The organism is Pseudomonas sp. ML2-2023-6 (genome assembly GCF_037055265.1).
Classification (GTDB): domain Bacteria; phylum Pseudomonadota; class Gammaproteobacteria; order Pseudomonadales; family Pseudomonadaceae; genus Aquipseudomonas; species Aquipseudomonas kulmbachensis.
In genome coordinates this window covers 2249157-2272280 of record NZ_CP146347.1, presented here as the reverse complement: position 1 = coordinate 2272280, position 23124 = coordinate 2249157, and the positions used below count along the sequence as shown (strand labels likewise).

Annotated in this window: 26 protein-coding genes; 11 read left to right on the top strand and 15 right to left on the bottom strand. The window is 41.1% G+C overall.

Annotated elements, in window-relative coordinates; translation table 11 throughout:
- Positions 1-4 precede the first annotated feature (4 nt).
- The 4 genes from V6L79_RS10580 to V6L79_RS10565 form a co-directional block, all read right to left on the bottom strand.
- Positions 5-433 (bottom strand): hypothetical protein, encoded by a 429-nt coding sequence (locus V6L79_RS10580; protein ID WP_338580197.1) that lies wholly within the window; start codon positions 431-433, stop codon positions 5-7.
- 310 nt (positions 434-743) lie between these two features.
- Entirely contained in the window at positions 744-965 is a 222-nt protein-coding gene (locus tag V6L79_RS10575) for a hypothetical protein (protein WP_338580196.1), read from the bottom strand.
- A gap of 183 nt (positions 966-1148) precedes the next feature.
- Positions 1149-4064: a hypothetical protein gene (locus V6L79_RS10570; protein ID WP_338580195.1), complete on the bottom strand. Its 2916-nt coding sequence runs from the start codon at positions 4062-4064 to the stop codon at positions 1149-1151.
- Positions 4065-4454: 390 nt separating this feature from the next.
- A complete protein-coding gene (locus V6L79_RS10565) occupies positions 4455-5021 on the bottom strand; it encodes a hypothetical protein (RefSeq protein ID WP_338580194.1) in 567 nt (188 codons plus the stop codon).
- A gap of 152 nt (positions 5022-5173) precedes the next feature.
- Here V6L79_RS10565 and V6L79_RS10560 point away from each other — a divergent pair, with 152 nt between their 5' ends.
- Positions 5174-6256, top strand: a complete 1083-nt coding sequence (locus V6L79_RS10560) for a hypothetical protein (RefSeq protein WP_338580193.1) — start codon at positions 5174-5176, stop codon at positions 6254-6256.
- 19 nt (positions 6257-6275) lie between these two features.
- Positions 6276-6641, top strand: coding sequence for a hypothetical protein (locus V6L79_RS10555; protein ID WP_338580192.1), 366 nt, complete (start codon positions 6276-6278; stop codon positions 6639-6641).
- Between the two features lie 448 nt (positions 6642-7089).
- Here V6L79_RS10555 and V6L79_RS10550 read toward each other — a convergent pair whose 3' ends face one another.
- Positions 7090-8064 (bottom strand): AraC family transcriptional regulator ligand-binding domain-containing protein, encoded by a 975-nt coding sequence (locus V6L79_RS10550; RefSeq protein ID WP_338580191.1) that lies wholly within the window; start codon positions 8062-8064, stop codon positions 7090-7092.
- Positions 8065-8486: 422 nt separating this feature from the next.
- Here V6L79_RS10550 and V6L79_RS10545 point away from each other — a divergent pair, with 422 nt between their 5' ends.
- Positions 8487-9353 (top strand): P-loop NTPase, encoded by an 867-nt coding sequence (locus tag V6L79_RS10545; protein ID WP_338580190.1) that lies wholly within the window; start codon positions 8487-8489, stop codon positions 9351-9353.
- A 60-nt stretch (positions 9354-9413) separates the two neighbouring features.
- Positions 9414-9821 (top strand): hypothetical protein, encoded by a 408-nt coding sequence (locus V6L79_RS10540; RefSeq protein ID WP_338580189.1) that lies wholly within the window; start codon positions 9414-9416, stop codon positions 9819-9821.
- A gap of 849 nt (positions 9822-10670) precedes the next feature.
- On the opposite strand, the gene V6L79_RS10535 is transcribed toward V6L79_RS10540, so the two are convergent.
- A complete protein-coding gene (locus V6L79_RS10535; RefSeq protein WP_338580188.1) occupies positions 10671-10796 on the bottom strand; it encodes a hypothetical protein in 126 nt (41 codons plus the stop codon).
- A 23-nt stretch (positions 10797-10819) separates the two neighbouring features.
- Between V6L79_RS10535 and V6L79_RS10530 the strand changes: the two genes are divergently transcribed.
- The 3 genes from V6L79_RS10530 (at position 10820) to V6L79_RS10520 (ending at position 12698) form a co-directional block, all read left to right on the top strand.
- Entirely contained in the window at positions 10820-11644 is an 825-nt protein-coding gene (locus V6L79_RS10530; protein ID WP_338580187.1) for a GIY-YIG nuclease family protein, read from the top strand.
- An 84-nt stretch (positions 11645-11728) separates the two neighbouring features.
- Positions 11729-12322: a hypothetical protein gene (locus V6L79_RS10525; protein WP_338580186.1), complete on the top strand. Its 594-nt coding sequence runs from the start codon at positions 11729-11731 to the stop codon at positions 12320-12322.
- 34 nt (positions 12323-12356) lie between these two features.
- On the top strand, positions 12357-12698 hold the full coding sequence (locus V6L79_RS10520; protein ID WP_338580185.1) for a hypothetical protein: 342 nt from the start codon (positions 12357-12359) through the stop codon (positions 12696-12698).
- A 46-nt stretch (positions 12699-12744) separates the two neighbouring features.
- Here V6L79_RS10520 and V6L79_RS10515 read toward each other — a convergent pair whose 3' ends face one another.
- The 3 genes from V6L79_RS10515 to V6L79_RS10505 all read right to left on the bottom strand — a co-directional run bounded on the left by V6L79_RS10515 (position 12745) and on the right by V6L79_RS10505 (position 15495).
- Entirely contained in the window at positions 12745-12942 is a 198-nt protein-coding gene (locus tag V6L79_RS10515; RefSeq protein WP_338580184.1) for a hypothetical protein, read from the bottom strand.
- 528 nt (positions 12943-13470) lie between these two features.
- On the bottom strand, positions 13471-14622 hold the full coding sequence (locus V6L79_RS10510) for a hypothetical protein (protein ID WP_338580183.1): 1152 nt from the start codon (positions 14620-14622) through the stop codon (positions 13471-13473).
- A 174-nt stretch (positions 14623-14796) separates the two neighbouring features.
- Positions 14797-15495, bottom strand: a complete 699-nt coding sequence (locus V6L79_RS10505; RefSeq protein ID WP_338580182.1) for a hypothetical protein — start codon at positions 15493-15495, stop codon at positions 14797-14799.
- 445 nt (positions 15496-15940) lie between these two features.
- Between V6L79_RS10505 and V6L79_RS10500 the strand changes: the two genes are divergently transcribed.
- Genes V6L79_RS10500 through V6L79_RS10490 form a run of 3 tightly spaced genes read left to right on the top strand, consistent with a single transcriptional unit; the run spans position 15941 to position 19563 of the window.
- Positions 15941-16405, top strand: coding sequence for a hypothetical protein (locus V6L79_RS10500; RefSeq protein ID WP_095030226.1), 465 nt, complete (start codon positions 15941-15943; stop codon positions 16403-16405).
- Positions 16406-16413: 8 nt separating this feature from the next.
- Positions 16414-17247: a hypothetical protein gene (locus tag V6L79_RS10495; RefSeq protein WP_338580181.1), complete on the top strand. Its 834-nt coding sequence runs from the start codon at positions 16414-16416 to the stop codon at positions 17245-17247.
- Positions 17248-17262: 15 nt separating this feature from the next.
- On the top strand, positions 17263-19563 hold the full coding sequence (locus V6L79_RS10490; RefSeq protein ID WP_338580180.1) for a hypothetical protein: 2301 nt from the start codon (positions 17263-17265) through the stop codon (positions 19561-19563).
- A 35-nt stretch (positions 19564-19598) separates the two neighbouring features.
- Here the strand turns inward: V6L79_RS10490 and V6L79_RS10485 are convergent, their stop codons facing one another.
- From V6L79_RS10485 to V6L79_RS10460, 6 genes are all read right to left on the bottom strand, one after another.
- On the bottom strand, positions 19599-19841 hold the full coding sequence (locus tag V6L79_RS10485; protein ID WP_153377127.1) for a hypothetical protein: 243 nt from the start codon (positions 19839-19841) through the stop codon (positions 19599-19601).
- A 141-nt stretch (positions 19842-19982) separates the two neighbouring features.
- Positions 19983-20303, bottom strand: a complete 321-nt coding sequence (locus V6L79_RS10480; protein WP_338580179.1) for a hypothetical protein — start codon at positions 20301-20303, stop codon at positions 19983-19985.
- A 74-nt stretch (positions 20304-20377) separates the two neighbouring features.
- On the bottom strand, positions 20378-21109 hold the full coding sequence (locus V6L79_RS10475; protein WP_153404165.1) for a hypothetical protein: 732 nt from the start codon (positions 21107-21109) through the stop codon (positions 20378-20380).
- A 180-nt stretch (positions 21110-21289) separates the two neighbouring features.
- On the bottom strand, positions 21290-21619 hold the full coding sequence (locus V6L79_RS10470; protein WP_095030231.1) for a hypothetical protein: 330 nt from the start codon (positions 21617-21619) through the stop codon (positions 21290-21292).
- A gap of 92 nt (positions 21620-21711) precedes the next feature.
- Positions 21712-21957 (bottom strand): hypothetical protein, encoded by a 246-nt coding sequence (locus V6L79_RS10465; RefSeq protein ID WP_095008791.1) that lies wholly within the window; start codon positions 21955-21957, stop codon positions 21712-21714.
- Entirely contained in the window at positions 21954-22232 is a 279-nt protein-coding gene (locus V6L79_RS10460; RefSeq protein WP_095030232.1) for a hypothetical protein, read from the bottom strand. Before V6L79_RS10460 ends, V6L79_RS10465 begins: the two co-directional genes overlap by 4 nt.
- Before the next feature lie 76 nt (positions 22233-22308).
- On the opposite strand from V6L79_RS10460, the gene V6L79_RS10455 reads away from it, so the two are divergent.
- Positions 22309-23100, top strand: a complete 792-nt coding sequence (locus V6L79_RS10455) for a hypothetical protein (RefSeq protein ID WP_146425910.1) — start codon at positions 22309-22311, stop codon at positions 23098-23100.
- The last annotated feature ends 24 nt before the right edge of the window (positions 23101-23124 follow it).

Below are 23124 nucleotides of genomic sequence, written 5' to 3'. Positions count from 1 at the left end.
TGCCCTACGAATCGCTATGCGTGTAGGCAGAGTGAGTGAAACCAGCACCTAAACATCGAGTAGCTTTATGGTGTCCAAACGCTTGTGAGGGCTTAGGCAGAACGAGAATTGCCGGGACACCCTTAGCATCATCAACCTTCAAAAATTCGACAAGCGTGTCACCAAATTTATAGGCGAAATAGCGCTCATCTGTTTCCCCAAATTCGTACCTACCTAAACCATTCACATTGATTTCCGCTAAGGATAAATCAAAACTAAAGCTGCGCCCTTCTCTTCTGATAGCCAGTGTGTACTCACCACCAAATTGAATAGTCAAACGTAGATTATCGAAAACTAGCGATGATGAATCACAAAGGAAGTCATAGCGTCCCGAAAATCGAGAAAAGCGAAGGCCGAATTTGTCAAAAGAAATGATATTTTGAATCAAGGACATTAAAGTATTGGATTATTATAATGTCATTATACCAAATCGACTCATGCGTATTGACCTAATCACAAGCCAGCAACATGGAGAGGGTTAACGGCTTCTCCTAACAGAGCTTTGAGCACATTGGTCTTCTCAGACTCTCGAAACACAAATGGGTTCTGACACACGTCAAAATCAGCAGGAGAAAGGGACTGTGAAACGTCCAGATTTCGCACAGGAGCGCCCTCTTTCAGAATCCGGGCGTTGGTAAGGTTCGAAGCAGAACAGAGCACTACACATGACAGAGCAAGCCCTGTCATGCGTGGAAGGTGAAGACTCATTCAGCACCTACATCAAATTTCTTACGAACGTCATCAAGTGAATTGCCTTTGAGAGCATTAGCCAAATCTGTTTTATGCACAGTGACCTCCTCTACCAAGATATTCCTCTGCAACAATTTCGCTTTTAATTTCCAAGCGATGAATATCCCACCAACACAGAGTAAAACAACTCCCGCGTAAGCGAGTGCAAGCATGAAAAAATCATTACGCATGAGCATAAATATGCCCCAAAAGAAAAGGATGATTAAAGGGAAACACGCAAAGGTAGTTTGCAGCGGTGAAGCTTTGGTTGGTTTAGTTAATGACATAATGTGAGTGGTTGATAGTTACCTCTTATTATACCATTCGAAAGCCACCAAATTCCGGCAAAACTAAACCCCATGTAGGGGTTCAATTATTGATTACGCTTCTTCTCTTTTTCTTCCTCCACCTGAATCTTGCGGGTTAGGAATTTCATTGAAACGCTTACGATATTCAGCTTTATTGTGCGCTAATCCACCAACAGTACCAGTTATTTTATGCGCAGTCTTATCAACGCTTTCTCTTATGATATTCATTAGCACAGCATTCTGAGCAACCTTTTGCAATTCTGACATAGCTGAATCGTCATAGTTATTTTTCGTATGAGTGAACACCTCCATAACTTCATTGTATTTATCTTTAATTGCTTTCAATTGCGCCCAGCAAATGGAGACGAGCATTGCAACACACATAAATCCGAGTAAGAGCTGGTCTATAAAACCACCATCGCCCAAAGTCAATATCGAACGAATCAGATTCGAAGGGTCATAATTCGAAAGCATGTAATTTCCTGTGATGTAAATCACACCGAAAACCGTAAGAGCCATTCCTAATTTTAAGACCTGATTTCCGAATTGACTCATGAATTGAGCAGATGCGCGGTCATCAGATGCACACATTGCTCTCACTAAAAGATATGGACCAGTTGCGAACTTGATAACTGCAATAGACCAACTTAACGGAATCAACACCCCTATGATGATGAAAACCTTCATCATAGGAATAAAAAACTTACAGAAATAACCAAGTCCCAACATAATGTAAGCGAACGGCTTTAATGTGCCAAAATAGATTTTTGCACCATAAGCCACAGCCATCAATAAAGCCGTTGATGTGTTATAAGCAAATTTAAGGACTGGACCAAATTTCTCCATCCCGATTCCCGATGCTGCCTGTTCAACAGCGCTACCAATTAAATCCTTACCCCCTACAATAATGTCAGCAGCAACAGAACCGCCAATAATCATATAAGCAAAATCAATATATTCATCCCCAAGCAATTTCATACCTGCTTGAAAACCGATTGTTGGATTTCCTTCACACGTTAAAGGTTCAGCTTTACACTCAACAGCACCTGCATAAGCACTTTTGTTTAGAGGCAACTTTGCCAACAACTTTAACGAGTCTAAATCCTGACCCAGCAACGAGGTTAAAATCCTATTAATATCGAATAGTTTTTCAGTTGAAGCATTGTCAACTAATGAAGAAGGAGTAATATTTGCAACAGAAGCAATGCTTAGATTATTAAAGTATTCACTCAGTGGAGGGAATGCGTTACTGACAGTATTATATTCCTCTGATGACGTATCAATTTCTTTATCCCCGAAAAGCATTTTCTGGTTAACGTAGTTGTACTTATCAATTCCTGCATTCGAAAATGTGAAAAACAGATTATTGTTTAATGCACGAGATTTAACTAATTTGGCATTCTGATAATTTGAAACCTCAATATCTGCTAATCCAGCTCCTAAAATTCCCTCTTTGTATTTCAACAATATTGAGTAATTCAAAGCAGCTTGATGACCTTTATCTTCTGACACTGCATCTTTAACGCCTAAATAAGCGCTCGCATCCCACCTGTCAAAAGCCAATTTTGTAGCCAAGGCAATTTTGAAATTCTCAGTGATTTTTGTTTGGTCATCTGAGCCGAGAATGTCAATTTTGTGGGTCGTAGCGTTTAGGTTGCCGCAAGCAAGGTTCAAAGGGTAATCAGAACGAGTTAATTTATCCATTGGCACTGTGCCGGGTACATCATTAAAATTCGCTATTTGTTGTCTTTCTTGTTTGTAAGCATCCCAATTGTCTGTGCAGTAAGCGTCTCTGACGAGCAAAGTGTTGTTCTTAACTGCATAATCCTGTTGCTGACGAAGCAAATCACCATCATCAGTCATGTCATGACCACGCGCCCCGCTCATGAAATTCGCGTAGGCGTATCCATTTACAATGTCGTAACTTGCCGGATTTTTAAGCCCTAACTCATCAAGCTTCAAATTGCTTTCAATATTAGCTTTCACGCTCGCTTTGGCTTTTGCACGAATAGCATCATCAATGACTAAATCAGTTGATTGAAATGTACTGCTATTCATTTCGGCTAAGATTTTGTTTTTAAGTCCTTCTACCTGAGCAAGCCTTTGTTGCCCAAGGGTTTCAGCAGCTTGTTTCTGAACAGCTCTGAGCTGATTATTTAACGTGCCATCATTCGCAGACTCATTAGATTGAGTCTCGATATTGCCGCCATTCGAGCCAATCTCAACCGTTCCGTAGGCCGTTTTATAGCCCCAAATCGGTCTATCTTTCGCACTGTAATCTGCAAGCTTCAAAGCTGTATAACGCTGCCCGACCTTGTACGCATTGAGAATATTTGAAAGCTTATCTGTTATGTCTACGTTTACTTCGCGATTTTTTGTCAACTGATAAGTCAATCGACCTTGCTTTACCGCCTCTTCAATCGCTTCATCTTTCGTTAAACTGCCAAATAATGAACCCGGCTCACTTATCATTTTAGATTTGTTGAACATGAACAAGGCGTTAGTCGTAACGTTTTCTTCCATTGCTACGTTAAATTGAGCAGCAGAATTCGAACTTAATACGAATTTCTCACTTTGTTCCAACTTTGACTTATTAGTACAATCAGTTTGGGTGTCTTCTGAGCATGGCACTTCAATTATTGTAGCAAGATTGTTTGATAAAGTTGCATTAGCGACGAAAACATTTAATGAGAAAACCATTAATAGAAAGGAGCCAGCAAGCTTCACAAACATGAATGATAGGAGCATGGCTAACAATCTATTCTTGTAATTTATCAATGAAGCAACTGCATCTCCAGATTTCACAACAGCAAACAAAAAAGAAACCAACATGCAGGCACCTGCACAAATCAGCAGATAGCTAATTCCAAGGATTATTACATTCCAGAATGATGAGAAAAATGCATTATCCTTGGACGCTCTGTCATATCCGACCTCAGCCAAGCCAGCCTTGAGCGGGGACACAGCATCAGCGGTTTGTTGGTCCATGACCATGTTCATTGCAGCGTCTTCGTTGCAGATGTACCCACCCGCATTCAGGTAAGGCTTCACATCGAAATCGAGAACGTTTGAGAGATTGCTGGGAATAGAGCAAATTGGTGACACGTCCATGCCAAACCACCACCATGTGGTGCTAGGTGCAGCGTTTGCTTGTGTGCCAGCGCAAAGAAGTACAAAGAATAGCAGGAATTGTTTAAGGCTTAACATAGGTAAAGGTATGTAGATATGCCTTTATTATACCAAATCAGAACAAGCAAATTTACACCTAATCAAATACTCCTCTGCGCTGCCAATATTTCCGCCAAAATTATAAAATGTTTACATGGTTTTTTCCAGCAGTCGTTAGAAAGCCAACAAAGTTGGCTTTTCCACACCTTATTAGTAAACGAATCTTTTATTCTTTTCTCGAATTGAAATCGGCTTTCTAATAGTGTCTTGAGGAGTCAAATAAACAACATCTGTTGGTGACGTAATAATGTAAATACGATTTTCACCATCCATACCTAAATCGAAATCATAAGTATCATTTTCATCTCTATCCATTTTCTTGAATAGGATAGCATTTGAATACTCGCTTGGCACAAATGCAGTGGTTTGAGTCTGCATTTTCGTACCATCGATATAGATAGTTAAATTAAAAAATTTATATCCAGCAATATCTTCAGGGTCGCCTGTGTATTGAAGTGCAGACTCATCAAGACGCTCAAATGCATAAGCGTATTCAGTGTTATCCGTATCCACTCTCACTTGGTAACGAGCAGATGAAGCGGCATCAAGAATCTTGTTCCCCACCCCTTGGATTTCGTTGCTTCGCTGGTCTGAATTTCGAACGAAATTAGGATTTTTCCCGAGTGGTTCGAGTGGGGTTATGGCATAGGCCGAAGTAGCCACAGACAGCGCCAGTGAGATAAGAGTCAATTTGACAGCAGATTGAATGATTTTCATGCCTTCTTCCATGAGAGTCGTTGAACCTTAATTGTGATCCAGAAGGCCATCCAAAAGCCACTACGAGATGCAAGTGGGGAAGATTAAGCTGGCTTAAGGCCATGCCACTGTGAAAAAATTGCCGTCCAAACAACGCTGTGGATGGAACCCAAATGCAAGTTTTTCCCCGTAAAATATTAGCTACTGCTGTCCTCATCGCCTCTATGGCAATGCTTGCAGGCTGTGAAGACAAAATCGAAGCCACCTCCATGCCAATCATGCAGGCCAGCGTCCAGCAAGTAACCAAGGACATGGAACCTGTCGAAAAGGTCAAGTTTCAGCAAGCTTTTCAGACCGGCATGAACTACGCCTACGCCAAGCACCACGATGGCAGAACCCCCGAAGAGAATGTCATGGGCATTCTTGGTCAAATGATGGGTGGGATACAGGGCCGAAATGTTGACACCAGTGCTGATGACGCGACTGAACAAGAAATTCTGAAAATGATGGATGGTAAAACACCTTCCAAAATTATCGGCCAACAAGAAGAATGGAATAAAGAACTCGCCAAGCTAAAAGAGCAATGGCAAAAAGCACAAGACGAAATCGCTGCAAACCGCCAACGCGAAATGGAAGAGCGCGCAAAAAATCAGAAATTAGAATTTGCTCGCCAACGCAAAATCCAAATATCTCAAAACATCGCGCAGCTTGAAAGCAATATTCCTGTTCTAGAAGCAAGAATCAGCGAAGCAGAAATCAAGAAAAAACCCTACACAGAAGCTGTGGCTGATTTTAAAAATGTAGAAATCAAAAATATCGGAATCAAGGCTGACGGTAAACGCAAGCGCTTTGTCGAATTTGACGTGATTAACAATACACAATTTACATTCAATCAAATCCTATTCGGAATTGATGTAAATGCTGGCTCGACAAACATAACTACTAAAAGTGGCAGTGACAATTTTCCGGGACAAGGTGTTACACCCGGCTCGACCCAACATGTTTCGTACAGCATTTCTGCATCAGGGGCTTACAAATATGCTCCTAGTGATTTAACCGTTGATGTTAAATTCATTGAAGCGGCTGACAAAGGTAAAAACGTTATCGTTGCTGAATCACTAGATGACGCAGGCTGGAAACGCTGGACAGAAAACTCATATGTTTCTGATAAAAATAACCTTGAACAAGTAAACAAACGCGTTGAAGATTTAAAAACACAATTAGCTGAAATGGACAAGCCAGAACCCTCTGCTTAATTAATCAAGGAACGATTAAATGTCTATTGTACGGAAATCATGCGTAGCAATCGGTTTGAGTATCCTGCTCACTGGTTGTGGTAGCAGTGATGATAGCCCTGTAATCCACGGCAAAAACCTCCATGAGATTGGAGAATTTGTCGAACGTAGCGAACTACTCACACCGGCACAGAAGAAAGACTTACAAATTGCCGTTCCTAATCTTATGAATCAGTGGGTTATAGACCATGGACTGGATGAAGATTACGAAAAAGACTTAGCCGAATATTTCGATGGCATGCACGTAAACGAAGTAATCAAGCTTGGTGGTACAAAACCAAACCTTGGCGCAAAAGCTCATGCCCAAGCTATTGGTCAGGAGTACCAGAGACAAAATCAGAAGTAAGTCTATCAACCGCCTCTATTGGGGCGGTTTTTTTTGGAAGAGACCGCTAGGATTGGTCAAAAAATGAACAAGGATTTTGAAGCACTGGAAGACCGTGTGTACGGTATTTACAAGAAGCATTACCCACACGGGAAAGCTGTAAGGTCTGGATTTCGTGCTCTTCAATCAGAGCTACGCACACTCATAAGCCAGTATCCAGAAGCCACAGCCCTTCTAATGTAGAGCAGCATCTACCGCCTACAAAGTCGTGTGGCATAAGCCCCGGTGCCGCCCCCAATGGTGCGCGGTCCTTACTATAAAATTAACAACCCTAACGAAAGACAAACATCATAAAATATAAAAATGTTACTAACTCAAGTAAATATTATAAGCATACGCAATAAAATTTTATAATACTTTTTAGGCACATTACAACGCATTGTAATCAAACATCAAATATGAAAAAAGTTCACTCTATTGAATCGCGGTACTGCTGAGGTGTCATTCCAAACCAGCGCAGCGAAGACTTATGAAAACTACTTTTATCACAAAACCCTAAAGTGGCACATATGTACTTAAAGTTATAGTCAGTATTTCTAATAAGATGACTAGCAAGTTCTTTACGAACATCAGCTAAAACAGATGTAAAAGTTACGCCTTCATTCCCTAAAGAATATTGCAGTGCTCGCGAACTAACCTTTAATAATCGCGCAATTGACTTTAGTGAAGAGATGCTACCTATTGACAACTCTTCAAGTATTAGACCTTTAACCTTAGCTGACACACTCCCATTAAATGAGTTTAATTCAGCCTTGAGCATATCTGTGTGCACACTGTTTAGCTTCGATGACGCAGTAGCTATAGGGTAATTGTATATTTCTTTATGAAAAATCAATGCATTTATATTTGATGAGAATTTTATTTCACTACCAAACGCTGCCGTTAACAAATCCAAACTATCAGGCTTAGGATAAACAAACTCCGCCCCCAAAGGTTTAATCTCTTTATATGGCACTAACCATTTAACAAGAGCTAATAATACGGATGCACCTGAATCAATAAATACCCTAGGTGCTTTATAACCCACCTCAAACCCTTCCACTTTTAGAGTTTCACTGCCAATATTAATCTTTAGAAATGAAGCACTACTAATCAATGAATGATAACTGACTAATCGTTCTAAAGCATGGCCTAGAGTTTCGCAGGACATAACTGCGTACCCTAGGATTCCTAGCATAGCGGGATGAGAATTATGAAGAGCTTTTAATCCAAGGTCTGGATTTCCTGACTCCAAAGTTACATTTGACAGCCAATCATAAACCAATCTTACATCCACATATTCTGTAGTTACCAATTCTTCATCAAGCGACTCATCGGCATTATGATATTCATAACCAAGAGCATTACCAAGTAACTTCACAAATGACTTGCTAATGTTAAACATCTGCTACTCTTCCATGAAATAAATTCAAATCAACTCTACCAAAATGAGCCTCAATATAACTAACTCTATAGCAACAACACTAAATAGAGTCAATCTATCTGCGCGCATGAACACCAAATTCGTACCGTGGGACACTTAGCATTTTTATCAAATCATGTAATTATAGTAGCGCCAACACTTCCCAAAAAACACATAACCAAGTAGTACGTAAATATGAGTGAAAGGAAGAAGAAACGGGGTTGGTTGTGGGCTTTCAAAAAAATAAAATCATACGATTTCTCAACCCCAAGAGCATGCTATCTTGCCACTCTATACTCTATAAAGGGTGATACCGGGGTATTCGGAAACAAGAATAGTTACACACGATTTAGATTAAGACGCTAACACAACATACGACATAAATTCTAAATGGACCTTGCATCATGGATGATAAAAACCCTCCACTGGTAATAGCTATCGCTAGTGGCAAAGGTGGTACAGGGAAAAGCACTTTATCAATAAGTTTAGCTATGGCACTGGCTGACCTAGGCAAAAGAGTTGCAGTCCTAGATGCAAACTTGGAACTTCCAAGTATTGCTTCACTTTTAAACATTTCTCCGACCTACACCATCACAGACTTAATCGAGGGACGTCAATCAATTCGAGAAGTAATTTGTAACGGACCACAAGGGATAAATCTAATTCTCGGTAGCAGCCTACCTCAACCGGCGAGAAAATTATCGACTGCTCATCACTTTGGTATAGTTAACGCGTTTGATACCATTTCGAAAGAGCTAGATATCCTTATTGTTGACACCGCACCAGGAATCAACAACGCATCTCTCAACTTTATACGAGCATCACAAGAAGTATTGATAGTCACCACCAGCGAACCGACAGCCATAGCAAGTGCAAATGCTCTCATAAACACACTACATAAAAATTATAATTTACAAAACTTTAGAATCGTCATCAATAGAGTCTATGACATCCATGAAGGCCCAAAGACTTTTAAAGCTATCCAAAAATCACACTTTAACAATATCGAAATATTTATAACCTACGCTGGACACATCCACGAGCATAAGTCCGCAAGAATTGCAGCAAGTAAAGGTCAAGCCATATATAAAATGTTTCCCAAGTCAGAGTTCTCACACGATGTTAAAAAACTGTCTCAAACTATTGAAACGTGGCCTATTAGAGTAAACCCACGTGGGCATATTGAGTTCTTTATGGAAGAACTCATTGGGAAAGCATCTAAGGTTTTAGATGTGGATGAGAAGTCCGCACTAAATTCGTCCATCTCTTGACACGTTTACAGATTATTCTACCATCTTAAAACATGTAGATATTTCATGGTGAAACCTAAAATGACATGGACATTTAAAGACCGTTACAATCCAACCAAACAAGTCACTATAGATGGCGAATTCCCCCAACTTCTAAAAATGCTAGAAGCAACTTTTTTCGATTTTAGATACCACAACAGCCTGAGCACCTCAGCACAAAAAGAATTCATATCAAAAAAAGGCGTTACTTTTGCAAAGGTCATTTATATCCACACTCAAATCAGTTACTGCCTAGGCACCCATAGTTGCCAAGAAGACTTCTTCTATAACTACTATTGTAAAACAGTGAAAAAGCTATTTGTTGATGTTCACCCTATGTTTGCAATGAAAAAATACGCAGAATACATTGCATTAATTAGAAGCGATAATGAAATAATCATGAAAAGGCTTAGAGACAGTACTGATGACAACCTCAGTGATGATAAATAGGTATACGAGACATTAAAAATAGAATCTCAAAAGACATCAAAAAGTTTTTAATCCGATATGAGAAAAACAACCAAATACTACATTTCGCTGCGACACCATTTAAACCCATGCTCTTATGTCTAGGGTGGAGCTTCATGATTTCTACAACGCTCTGGCGGCGCCCAATATTCATAGGCTTCACGTCCCAGCCATCTATGGCATTATAAACGACACGTCCCTAATGCTCTCCTATCCCATGTCCAAACGACTCATTTGATTTAGCACCCTTAAACAGACTGAATCAATTGGTAACCCGCATGCTGAACGCTTATAAATGCTGGGGAACACAACAAAGCTTGCTTGGGCAGCACGCCAATGATGCCCACAGAAAAGCAGATTAAATCAGTTTTTGAGTCATTCTGGCTTTGTGATGCTTTGACACGACTTCCCTAGCGTCAACGGTGAATCCATTCGTGGCGGCATTCTGCACTCAACCGTGTGGATATAGTAGTATCTCACCTTGAAGTCTTGACTAGGATTGGTCAAAAAATGAATAGGGACTTGGAAGCACTGGAAGACCGTGTGTACACCCTCCACAAGGAGTACTACCCACACGGAAAAGCCGTAAGGTCTGGATTTAGTGCTCTTCAATCAGAGCTACGTACACTCATAAACCAATTTCCAGAAACCACAGCCCTTCTGCTGTCGCGCAGCATCTACCGCCTTCACAGGCGAGTGTCGTCAGATCCATTAACCTTTAAGCTCCACACCCCCCGCTCACTCTTGAAGCTCCGTCCAGCACGCACGCAGACGTTTCAATTCCAATCCCAGCATGACCTGACCCTTTCAGTCCTGCACGCCATAAAGACTTCACAAGCGGCACAAACCCTTGACCAGTTCGCAACCTTCCTGTTCCAGACCGTCAACCAGCCATGCCTGAAAATCGATAACGAAGATCTGCGCGATTCGAGTGAAGCCGTGGCGATTGCTGTTCATAAAATAACCAGAGTCGCTACCCCATGCTGATGAGACTTCTACATAGCTACCTTCCAACCATCACCCTCAAAAACACAAAGGTTCATCTCGCGCAACACAACGGCATCGAACACCCAATGGATGTGTTTCTCGAAGGGGGTTTTGACAAGTGGCAGGCATGGCAGACAAAGAAGAATTTTGAATGTGAGTACGTGATTGGCCTTGTTGAGATTCCCGGCACCCGAAAATGGCTTTTCACAGGGATGTACGACTCGTTCAAGATCAACCGTAAAGTCCCTACCCGTAGGGGTTTTGACTACGTGTATGACTACCGCAGAATGCCTGAGTTTGCAGAGCTTGAAGGCCGGTTGGTCCTGCATTACAAAAAATCCCGTGCCAACTACATCTACCTCAAAACCTGCGCACCAACGATGGTCGTCTCTTCTCTCCTAGAAAAGCCTATGACCGTGGGGAAATTCCCCGGATACAAGGATGTAGACCTCAGTCATCGAGAACTGAAAATCATCGTCAAGCAGGGCTTGGAGTCGTGGCAAACAGCGCTGTCGAGCGTTGCCGGCGTTTACCTCATATCTGACCGCACTGAGGGCGAACAGCAGCTATATGTGGGTTCAGCGACCGGCACGGGCGGTTTGTGGAATCGTTGGTCGAACTATGCTCATAGCGGTCATGGTGGGAACACTAGAATCAGAGATCTTCACACCAAGCGTGGCAAGGACTTCGCAGAAAATTTCAGGTTCAGCATCCTCGAAATCGCTGACAAGCAAACGGGCAAGGAAGAAATGATGCTGAAGGAGACGCATTGGAAGAAGCGCTTGCTGACAAGAGACAGTGGATTAAACGGCAATTGATTGCATAGAGTTAAGATTCAAGTGAAGATAATCCTAAGCAAAAAGCCACTATCACAGAAAAAATGCCAAGAGCACCAGAAGGAAATGACTTTTAAGAATGTCCTGACTGCAACATTGATGTCGCTTATCTGCCTTTCTACTGCTTCCACTGCTGCTGACTACAGTATGCCTAGTGAACAATGGGCATTCATGGAAGGTTACAAATACGAATACCCAAACTGTAATGTGTCATGGGCAGTAAAAACATTAACCTTCATCTCCAATGGCTCTGGGTGCGATAATATAACACCGCAAAAAATACAGAGAGACGCCCTTATATCAATTGATTATGTAAAAAAACATAGCAATGTCTCTAATTTCAAAACCTACTACTCGATAATTGAGTACGCAAAAAAATCATATAGCATTTATGACGCAAATCAAGATGCTAGGATTATTTGGGCAACTGGTTGCACGAATTTCAAAAACGGTCTAAACGAAGGAAACTTCGTAAAGTGGCTAAACTTAGATGACTACATTAAAAAATATTCGACAATCAAACGAATCCCTGTAATTAAGTTATATATGGATGGATGGATGGATGGATGGATGGATGGGATACTGCTCGACTACTTAACGGGGTTGTCAATTGCAATGAGCTTGCGCCATATCGAGCAGAAGACTACGTTTCAGGCGTAGACATTAGAAACACCAATTAAAATGGAAGCGAGAAATGTTTAAATCAATTGCTAATACCTTCAAGCGCAACCATCGACTCGAAAAAGCAATGAGCCTAGCGGGCACGGCTTTTGGTATTCACCCAAGAAATCTTTCAAAACAAATGCCATTTGGCATGAAACAAGATTGGCGTAAAGAAATGAGTGATGCTGCACAGGCTATGGACTTAAACAACAATGAATTCTCTGCGATGTTGGTTATTGCATTCATCGGGTTAATTCAAGATCAACATCACAAGACCGCTATCGAGACAGTTATGCTCGAATGGCTTGACAAAGATTTAATTCGCCCTGAAATTTATGAACATTATAGAGACGAAAGAAACAACATATTGTGAGAATTAAAAAGCCGACTCATTAGGTCGGCTTGATTGCCTTAGATTCTTATTTTGTGTAATTACATTCAAAGGCTGCTCCATAAGGAACCTCTTGCGTGTACACACCACCATCTGCACCTTGCGAAACCACTTCTGTCTGAGTCTTGTTCATCACCTTGACGCAGTTCATTCCGGGTAGTGCGACTTCGTTTTGGTCAGCAAAGAACTCTTCAAGGAACAATTGTGCAGATGACAGCGCATTCATTTCAGATTGAATCTGCTCAAAGCTTTTCCCGTCGAATGGAGTAACTGGAACGTCAGAAGCAAAAGAATTTGTGAATGCGAAAACAGATAACAAGGCGATAGAGTTAATTGATTTTTCATGATTTATAATAATTTGGTTATAGTAATATTATACCATTAGCCCCTTGAAATTCAGGTAGTTAAGCCAAAATAAATCACTAGAAAATCAAAAATTTATTCTAGTAAAACTCTACTAAAACTTTAATTTATAATCCTTATAGGCTCAGGTTCAGGCACTGCATAAACCGTAAGACTAGATTCCGAATCTTCGAAAACAACATGGCTCATGACATTTGATTTTCTTTCAGGCTGAGAGCTTTCAGAGACACTGGTGCTATGGTCAACGACTTCGATTGATGACGAAGAATCTGATTGTGCAAACGAGCTGACAGACAATAGTGAGGCAAGGATTCCAAAAAGGATTTGTGATTTATTCATGAGAATGGAGTTTATTAATTAATTACATTATACCATTCACACACCCGAGAATTTATACAAACCCCTTTCTACTAATGAGCGAAATAAATATGTTATGCAAATCAATGAAAGCCTCACCATGCTTATGACCTTCCCCCATCAAATAAACTTTTTTACTAACTTCGTCTAGACATACATCCAACACATCATTAAATCTCTCATCATCTATCATTTCATTTACAGATGCTGCGGAGTCGAATACATTATTTAAAACACGAACTGTCTTAGGGAAAGCAAAATTGCAATCTTCGAATAGCTCCATTGATTTATAGTACGCTGACGCGAGGAGTTCAATACCCTTAATAACTCCGTAGACTTGAACTATACCTTGACCTTCGTTCAGTCCAAATTTATATAGGAGCATTTTTCGAACATGCTTAGACCTAGGTTGATACTCCAAGTCATTAATTAATTTATTATTTGTAAATTTCATGATTACGTTGATTATCGTAAAGCAAGGATTCAACATATCCTCAATACTAAAAATATTGAAACCACAAATCTTCCCATTGAATATCACATCACCATCACGAGCCTCACCCAACGGCTCAATCATTAAAATATATTCACTAATACTTCGGAGAAGAAAAATAAATTCAAAAGGTTCATCTTCTTCCAATTCTGTGTTGTCTAGAAAATATTTAATCCTCTCAGCACTGCTTAATATTTTAGCAATATGATTAATTGCGTTACCGCTATCATCGTACTCAGGAGGCACAGAAAAGACGCAATGGTGAGGACTATTCTCTTTAAAGATACAGTTGTACAGATGGTTGGGGTCTATGAAGCGGAAGGCTCCCTTGTGGACTGAAATCGTTTCGTGCAATTGCTCGATGAAGAGCTTTCTGTGATTGATGTACCGCTCAAACGTCATAGAATCAAGCTGAGCCTGATTTACTTTTTGCATGGCCTTGTTCTGATGAGCGAGGAACAAAAGAGTGGCGACCGTGGCAACCGTACCCGTCAATGTGAAGAAGCCCGCGAGCAGGGAACCGAAGCTTGCCCATGCAGTGTGGTCGTTTGAGATGTAGGGGAATGTTGCGGCATAGGTAGAGAAAATTTTGTAGCCCAACCCGACCACGCCAGACAACATGACACCCACAATAGTGAGCCACATCCAGTTCGCACCAAACCACTTGCCAAACGTTTTATCAGAACCCTTCACAGTGGCTTCCCTACCTAAAAAATTGTGATGGCATACTACCAGCACCCTTTCCCACTCACACGTCTCATGCGTCACATCAGAGCGTCACAGACCAAAAAATTTGGCCAAGCTCCTCACAAAATCCAGAGCCAAAAAAACCAGACTCGATGATCTGGTTCAAAGGATTTTGGTCGGTCATCCGAGGCGCTTCACCTCTTCACCAGCTCTCGCCTTCATCTTGTTCACTGGCTTGTTGATGAGAGCCAGCAGGCCGACGAGAGGGATGAGCACGTAGACAATCTTGGTAGCGAACACACCACCTGTGGACATGAGTAAGTAGACGACCATGAACACGATAGTAGGGCCGATCAGACCTAGGGTGAGATCAAGAATCAGGGCAGTGCGTTTGAGAAAATAGGGCGTGCCCACTGGTGACACGTTAGTCAAAACTGACCTGAGACTCACCTGTGTAGCTCTATCACTTTCAGTCGTGATGTCAGATTCAAAAGCGATTTGGGCTTTGAGTAAATTGAAAGAGAAGCACACAGCGACAGCCGTAAAGAAGAGGCAGGACACGACAGCCAGAATCGTCACAGCTATCGAAGCGTCAGCGAGAAGTGCAGCGGCATTTCTGTACAGAAGGAAGCCAAGGACGCAGGGGATTATCAAATGTCTGATGATGTTGATAGGAAGCCCTGTGAGGTAGTCATAGCCGATTAATTTCTTGCTCCTCACGTTTTTCAAATACTCAGATTTTGAATCATCCTCATCAATTTTATTCCAAATCTCGTTGAGTTCGGACGTGATTTTTTTGTCTTGCTCAGATTCCTCAACCGCGTTTTCAATTTCTATTTTGTTGTGTGTCATGTGAGATTTAGATTGTTTGTTTCTCAATTATACCATTCTGCCTAATGCCAATTTCTCACTAAGCAGAAATTTATTACGAGCGGTAAATCTTTCAAAAACCCTCCTCCAATTAATCAAACCAACCTCCTCAAATCAATGCCCTGTTAACCATTTCGACACCCCTAAATCAATGCCCTGTTAATAGTTTCGACCTACCAAAACGCACGCCCTGTTAAGCGTTTCGAGCCACGAAAATCTATGCCCTGTTAGCAATCTCGACAATCAAATACTTAAAATTTTAAAGCAAGCAAGGACGGAGTATTAACAGGGCAAGCCAGTTAAGTACTAAGGCTACGTGCTCCGCTTGTTTAATTCGTTATTTTTAGAGGCTTTCATACATAAAAATCAATGACTATAAAAGGCAGAATCAAGAACCAAAAATCAACAAAACTGAAAATGCTATAATAGACATATCAAACAACCAATCATAAAAATGACTGATACAAAATCACAAATTGAATTAACACCCAAAGAATCCGAACTTAACACCAAACAAAAAAAATATGATGAGATAAGAGAGCAAATCTCAAAACTCACAACAAGCATTAACAACGACACAACAAAAGTAGGAAGGCTTGCAATTCTCAAAATTGATGGACACAGCACACCAAAACAAGACGAAGAATTCCTAAGACTGAAATCTATAATTGAAACACATAAAACGTCAATCAAAGATAAAACAGCAAGCAATGCGGCTCTATTGCGACAGATTAATGCACTAAAAAATCAAATCGAAAATGATGGTAAAGGCGAGGCTGCTACGGAGCAGGAAGTAATTCTCAAGTCGAAAATATCAGAGACGAACAAAGCCCTCTCATACCTTTTGAAAATCACTGACACTACAAATCTTCGCGACCTTATTGTGTACGTTGAAAAAACATTACCTTCGAATTCGTAAGGTGATGTATGAAAAAACCAGACGGAAAATTTCAATGCGAATGTCGATGCTCTAACGAGTTTCGACGCAAGCTGACCGACCTTGCCTATCGTGCAGGGTTCATGAAAAAGGTAAGAGTCTCTGACAATACAGAGGATGATTACAAGGTAGATGTATCAACTCTGACAGCAGAGGAGAGATTTGCTTTTCTAGGAAATAAGAAAGGCGTATCCAACATGCTTATGAGCATTACTAAAAACAAAGGACTGATAATTAATGGCGCTGACAAATCAGACATGAGGGAAATCGAAAAGAAATTCACAAAGAATAATTCCAACATTTCACAACTGCAAAGTTTGTGTGAAGGACGAAGCATTAATCATAAGGGCAAGATTCTGAAACACGAAACACTGTTCAAGGAATTCATTGAAGTCAAAATTATTCTTGGAAAAATCGTAAGCGAAATTCTATCTCACAAGACAACAAAAGAGGTCACTAACGGACCAGCGATAGAGGCGAAATCAGAGTTTTTAAATGACATAGATTTTGCTGGAACACTAAAAGAGCACATGACATTTGTTACAGACGAAGACACCTATAACATTCTAAAAAGCGAAGGCGAGTGCATTAGAACCAACATAAAAAACTTAATTCGTGAACACAGTATTTTCAAAGAAGGAGCATCTACAAACCATCCTTTTATTTTAGAAGCCCTCGAAATTTATCAAAGGCTAAACAGAAACACAGAAGCGGCACACGTAGCGATTAAAGAAAATAAACCTCACCAAGCAATGCTCTACAAAAATATTTACGACAGGAAAAACGAAATGATAGCACTGATAAAGCAACACAAAAATCTATAACCACCGAGAAACAAATTGATAATCGACATTCAAAATGAGGAGTCTACTCAACCAACAACAGCGTCAGATGCGAAGCCCGCCAAGACAAGCAAAGGCTCACCGGAAATTCGCGGAAAGAAAAATCTCAAAGGCAATTCCATCTACCTCGTCTCGCCAAAATTCGACCTAAGCAAAAATGATGGAGTGGATTTACACGCCGGTCGGGAGTTCGCTGAATCCAACATTCCGATGGATATGATTCATCCTTCGACTGTCGAAAAAACGATGGTCGGAAAAAGGGAAATGACGAAATATCGCAAGGAGTACGCTACTGCCAAGGCTGATTTTTACTACGACCATGCGGCTGACGGAAGAAACAATAGCACCCGCTCCAAAGGCAAACAGATGGACGCTTTTCGCTTCATCATCTCATGTAAGCCCGAAGAATTGAGTCACTGCCAAACCGACAAAGAGAAGGGGAAATTCCTATGCTCGTTGGCCAGAGCGACCCTCCAAAAAATGTCAGGCAGCTCAGAAATCAACTTCTATTACGACTTCGTGCCTCACCTAAAAGATGGCAACCCTCACGTCCATATTATGATGAGCAGCTACACCATCGACGGCCAGTATTACGAATTTTACAGGGGTAAACAGGACCACGGTCTAATCAAATTGTTTGACGATGTGAAGTACGAACTGGAAGCGAAGCACCCTACCCTCTTGCAAATGGAGCACGAAAAAAGGGAGAAGAATCGCCTGCAAATCGTCATCGACAAGGACACCAGCGCAGTGACCGGAGAGCACGCAGAGATCTTCAACAGGCTCAACGTAATCCTCAACGCTCATGCAGGAGCGAACTACTCGCACCCCAAAATCCAACAAGAATTGGCTGATGCAGGGTTCGAGTTTCGCTACACGAAAGCGAAGTCAAAATCCAAATTCAAGGACATTCAGATCTTCCATAAAGACGCCGGGGAAGCGTTCCGCTCCTACGCAAACCTTCCCTTCCAAGCGAAGCGTGTCATCGAGAATTTTGAGACGTACCAGTTTTTCGCCAAGGGACTGAAGATCCGCACAGACGTGTCAGCAGTCGTGTCGAAAGCAACGGCACTGGTGAACATGTACCCCTCGAAAAACGTCCCTGAACTCAACACAGTCCTTTATAAAGAGCTGGGTGTGATGCTCGTTCCGTCCTTCAAGAAAGACAAGGACACAGGCCGCAAATACGTTGGGAGCTGGTCGTTCTATCTGGTCAAAGAGAACGTCAAATTCCCCGTATTGAAAGCCGGTGTGACTGAGCCAAAGCTTCTCACAGCAACACAAGAGGAATCTGTTGCTCTACACGAACAATGCGAGGACATGACTCACACAGCCACTCAGGCGCAGCAAGTGAAGGGGAAAGACAGGTACACCAAAAGAGACTGGATTGAACCTACCCCATTCAGGTTCCAACCCAACGAGTCCACCCAGGATTTCATCGCAAGGATGCTGGCTTCTAGGGCGTACAAGCAGTCTCTGACCAGCCAAATAGCTTTGGGCAACTCACTCATCAGCACGTACAACAATCGCAAGATGATTGAATCGAATGGAGTGGACAGCCTTCAAGTTTTCCAAGCGAATCGTTCATCAGCAAAAGCAGCCATTCAGTGGTACGTGGCGCAAGGATTCATCAGCATCGAGTTCAAGGGTACGCAGAACCCGGCTATCCAGAAGCTCATGTACATAGAGGCGGTGTTGCACGGGATTGAGATAGATAATTTCAAACCAAGCCCTGAACTCAAAGCAGAAGCTCAGGCTTTGCTGGACGCTGAAAGGGACAAAGTGAACGCCTCGAACAAGGCCAAGATTCACGACTTCATCAAGTCCAATGGCCTTGGTCCAGTCAAACCAGCAGATGGCATGAACCTACGTGCGAATAGGAAGCTAGACGTTGACGTAGACCAGCGTCCAAAGCTCCACAGCTTTCTATATGGCATCCATATGGGGCTTTCTCAAAGCCACTTTAAGCACATGGACAAGCTCACACTGACGAACGATGAGAAGAAAAAGGTCATAGAGCACTTCGCTATCGCAGAAAGGTTGAACCCCGCTCAAATGGCAGAGGTATTGAAACGTGCAGGCATATCGCTTGATGCAGAGGAACCGCCAGAAGCAGTTCAGAAATCTCAACAGGTAGATCCAAGGCTTGCAGGGCCACAACCCGTGGTAGTGAACCCTAACTACGTTCCTGTTCCTGATAAAGATTCTCCAAGGACTGAGCAAACCAAGGCAGAACCTACACAACCTGTCAGCCAACCCATCCTTGGGTTGGACCCAAATGACAAAACAAAGCCGTAAAAAAAGCCCCTTCGTTGGGGCTTTGCTTTTACGTGTCACTTCACTTTCCTATTTTTCGTTTTCTTCTGTTGATAACCCGTGAATCGCTCATAATGCCTTTTAGGTTTCAAACCTGATGGTTTGACAATGTTATGTGAATGATTAGTGAAAGGGGGATATAATGAATACTCCAACACTTTTTTATTCACAATCGTTTGAATATCCAATTTTCTAGCGGCATTTAAATATTCATCATCAACTGTTGGGCCACACGCATCCAAAACAATCTGACAGGCCATGCATTTTTTCATAACATCCTGAATGCTGCTGTTTGTTTTACACGGCACAGGTCTTATTCTAGAACTCACAATATCAATTATCATAGTATGTATTTATTTATTATATTTGAATTATACCATACGAAAACAAAAAACCTCCCGTTAGGAGGCTTGTAGTTCTCGCTCAACCAGCATTTTGATTTGTTTGTGAGTAACCACAAATCCACCATGAAACAATTGAACGTCTTTGTTTTTGAATCGGCGTATGATAATGCCTACTTCTTTGACGAACGTAAGACTTACGTCAGACCTAATTCTTACGTCATAGCCTTCAACGCACATAATCGTTTCGCCTAAGAAATTTGTGAAAATATCGCCTTTATCGTGATAGCCATAATCGTTAGCGATTTGTGAAAGAGAGAAAAGTAGCGGGGCAAAAAATACTGCATAGTCTTCGTCAGACTTGAATTTGATTTTATTCATGATTAATAATTTGGTTATGAAATCAATTATACCAAACTGATTAACAAAAATTCGCCTTTAAGGCGAATAGTTTCTTACATTTTCAATTTCGGTTTATCTGGCTTTTTCTGTTCAGCCATAACAGGCTCGGCAAAAACATCCATCACCCTTTTTGAAAATGAATTCTCAAAATCTGCAAATCTGTTCGGCACAACGAAATCATTCCTGCATCCCTTCACATGAGGATTTAAAGCTATCCACGTATTAGGCATATCCAGCTCACGGAATTTAATGAAATCATCACCTTTGAGCTTTTGAAGGTCTTCCAGTGACTTGATTGCTATCCCCTTCTCATTGAGGTTATTTACTAACTGAGACTCGGGGTCAGGCAGCATCAACCCCTTCACTTTTCCGTACCATTGCTTGAAGGTGTTGTCTAAATCCAGAAGCGTTTCGCCCTTGTTTACACAGTGATTCCTGAGTGCAATGTAGTTATCTACTGTCTTTGTAAGGGCGTTGATGGTCATAGGGGCATGGTCTTTGAATGTGTAGTCATTACACATGTCAAAGCCGTAGTAGTCCTCACCATCCTTCTGAATCACAGTGTTGATGAACACGGGACTACCAAAATTCAGCACGTCCGGGGCGTTCTTACCTTGTGCTCTCACCTCCTCACTCACAAGGGTTGTGAGCCAGCGGGGCAAAAAGGCTTCCTCTTTGATTTTAGACATTTTGAAGTCAGTGTCTTCGCTGACATTGTTTGCGTAATCGATGGCTTTGATAAAGCTCTGAACCTGAGCGCGGTATTCTTGTTTTATGGCTGGCATAGTATTTTATATTTGTTATAAACAAATAATACCATTTAAAAAATGACAAACAAAAACAGAGCCGAGGCTCTGTGTTCGCAACTACATACTTACACGACATTTGTGAGAAACCCTTTAATGAACTCACACTACAAGCATAACATTTTAAAAACAAAAACAACTCAATAAGCCAATTAAAAATCAGATACCGTGCGAGCCGTAAAAAACTTTCCTAAATTCTTTCTTTTCTTTGTCATTCAACTGAACGAGCAATAGCGCATAATTTGCAGACTCAGCTTTCGTAGGCTCGACAAAAACTGGCTTGCCATCCAGCGTCATGTCGTATTCACCATGCTCATTGAGGTAGTTACTATAATATGCATGAGCATATTTTAGCGCAGAATCAATTTGCTCTAAATTCATCCCGCCAAAATCTTTAACGTGCTTTTGGACTTCTCTATTGAAAATATTCAAAGCAGCATACGCTTCACTATTTTTCACAACGCCTTTTAAATCAATTTCTTCATACATATAAAACTCTAATAATTTGGTTATTAAGCGAATTATATCATTTCAATATCGCCAAATTTACCATTAAAGAATTTAGACAAAAATAAACCAGCTCATGCTGGATTATTCCCATCCTGTTTTTGTAGCTCATCCCACGTAGGAAGTCGCTTCAAGGTTTTCAAAAAAGGCCGAAGTCTTTTCATTTCCAACTGAGCTTTTTCGTAATTCTGATTAATCGTTATTGGTACACGCTCATCAGCTTCTCTTTTAGCTTTTATTCTCGCCTCTTCCTTGTCCTTTTCAATCTGCTGTTCCTTCAACCTAAATTCATAGGCAATTTTTTCTAGTTTTGTAATCATTTCCCCACCTTCAAATCATTGTTAATTAATGCATCAGAAACTTCGTTTAGTAAATTCAAACTCGTTGCATTCAGCGAAACCCAAAAACCCTTTTTCCATAATGGATACGGCGCGAATTCAATTGTTATTCGTTTCAGTTTCTTCGCAACATACACAATCGACTCACGACCAACCTGCCCATTGAATTTCACTTTAAGCCTCATTCCTTGCATTACTTCTTGCACATCAAAAACACCTTTCTCATTCAAAGCTTTTATTTCTTCTTTAGTGTCCATAAATTCATAGTTGTTTATTTCAACATATTATAGCATTTTGAGAATGGTATAATGATGTTAAACAAACAACTTACATATGAATCACATAACACTTAAACAAATACTGACAACGACTTTGTTCGCAGTATTGCTTTTATTATCGTTTGCATCATTCGCAGACAATGGGGTCACTACATTCCCCGTAGCCGACCTACCACCACTTGTCACATCCGGTGGGTTAGGAAGTTCACCAAACATTGCTGTTTCAAGCGACGCTCAAGCGTATCGAGAAAAACTCGTTGCCGTTTCAATTCTTGTTGGACAAGCACTTTCAATTTTTCTTGGCATGATTTTGCTTGTCATGGCTTGTACTCGTGCAGCAGCATATTCAGAACAAAGCAGCTCAAACAAGCAAATAACCACATCTAGCATCATTATGTTATTCGTTTGCGGAGTAATGCTCGTTTCGTACACATCAACTTTAGGAACCTTAATTACTACAATTTCAGGCGAAAAAGGCGACGGTGTTTGTTACGTGGTTGAAAGCAGTACAGACGTAAAGATTAAATCTCAAAGTAGCTGCTGGACAAATGCAACGAGTGAAATATCAGGTTCACTAGACAAAACTATTTCAAGCAAATTCGGGAATTCCGAGGCAACAGAAGCATTTCAAAACAACATGAAAGTGATAGTCGGATTATTTCAGGCAATTGGATTTTTCTTCTTCATCAGCAGCATCATGTCGTTAAAAGCAGTTGGCCACGGTTCATCAAGGGATGGATATGCAAAACCAATGATTATTCTCATTGCTTCGGCTCTCATCGTAGATTTACCGCATACTGCTTCCATGATTATGGAAACTGCAAAACTGGCAGGAGTGAATCTCTGAAACACAGACCAAAAAAAGCCCCAT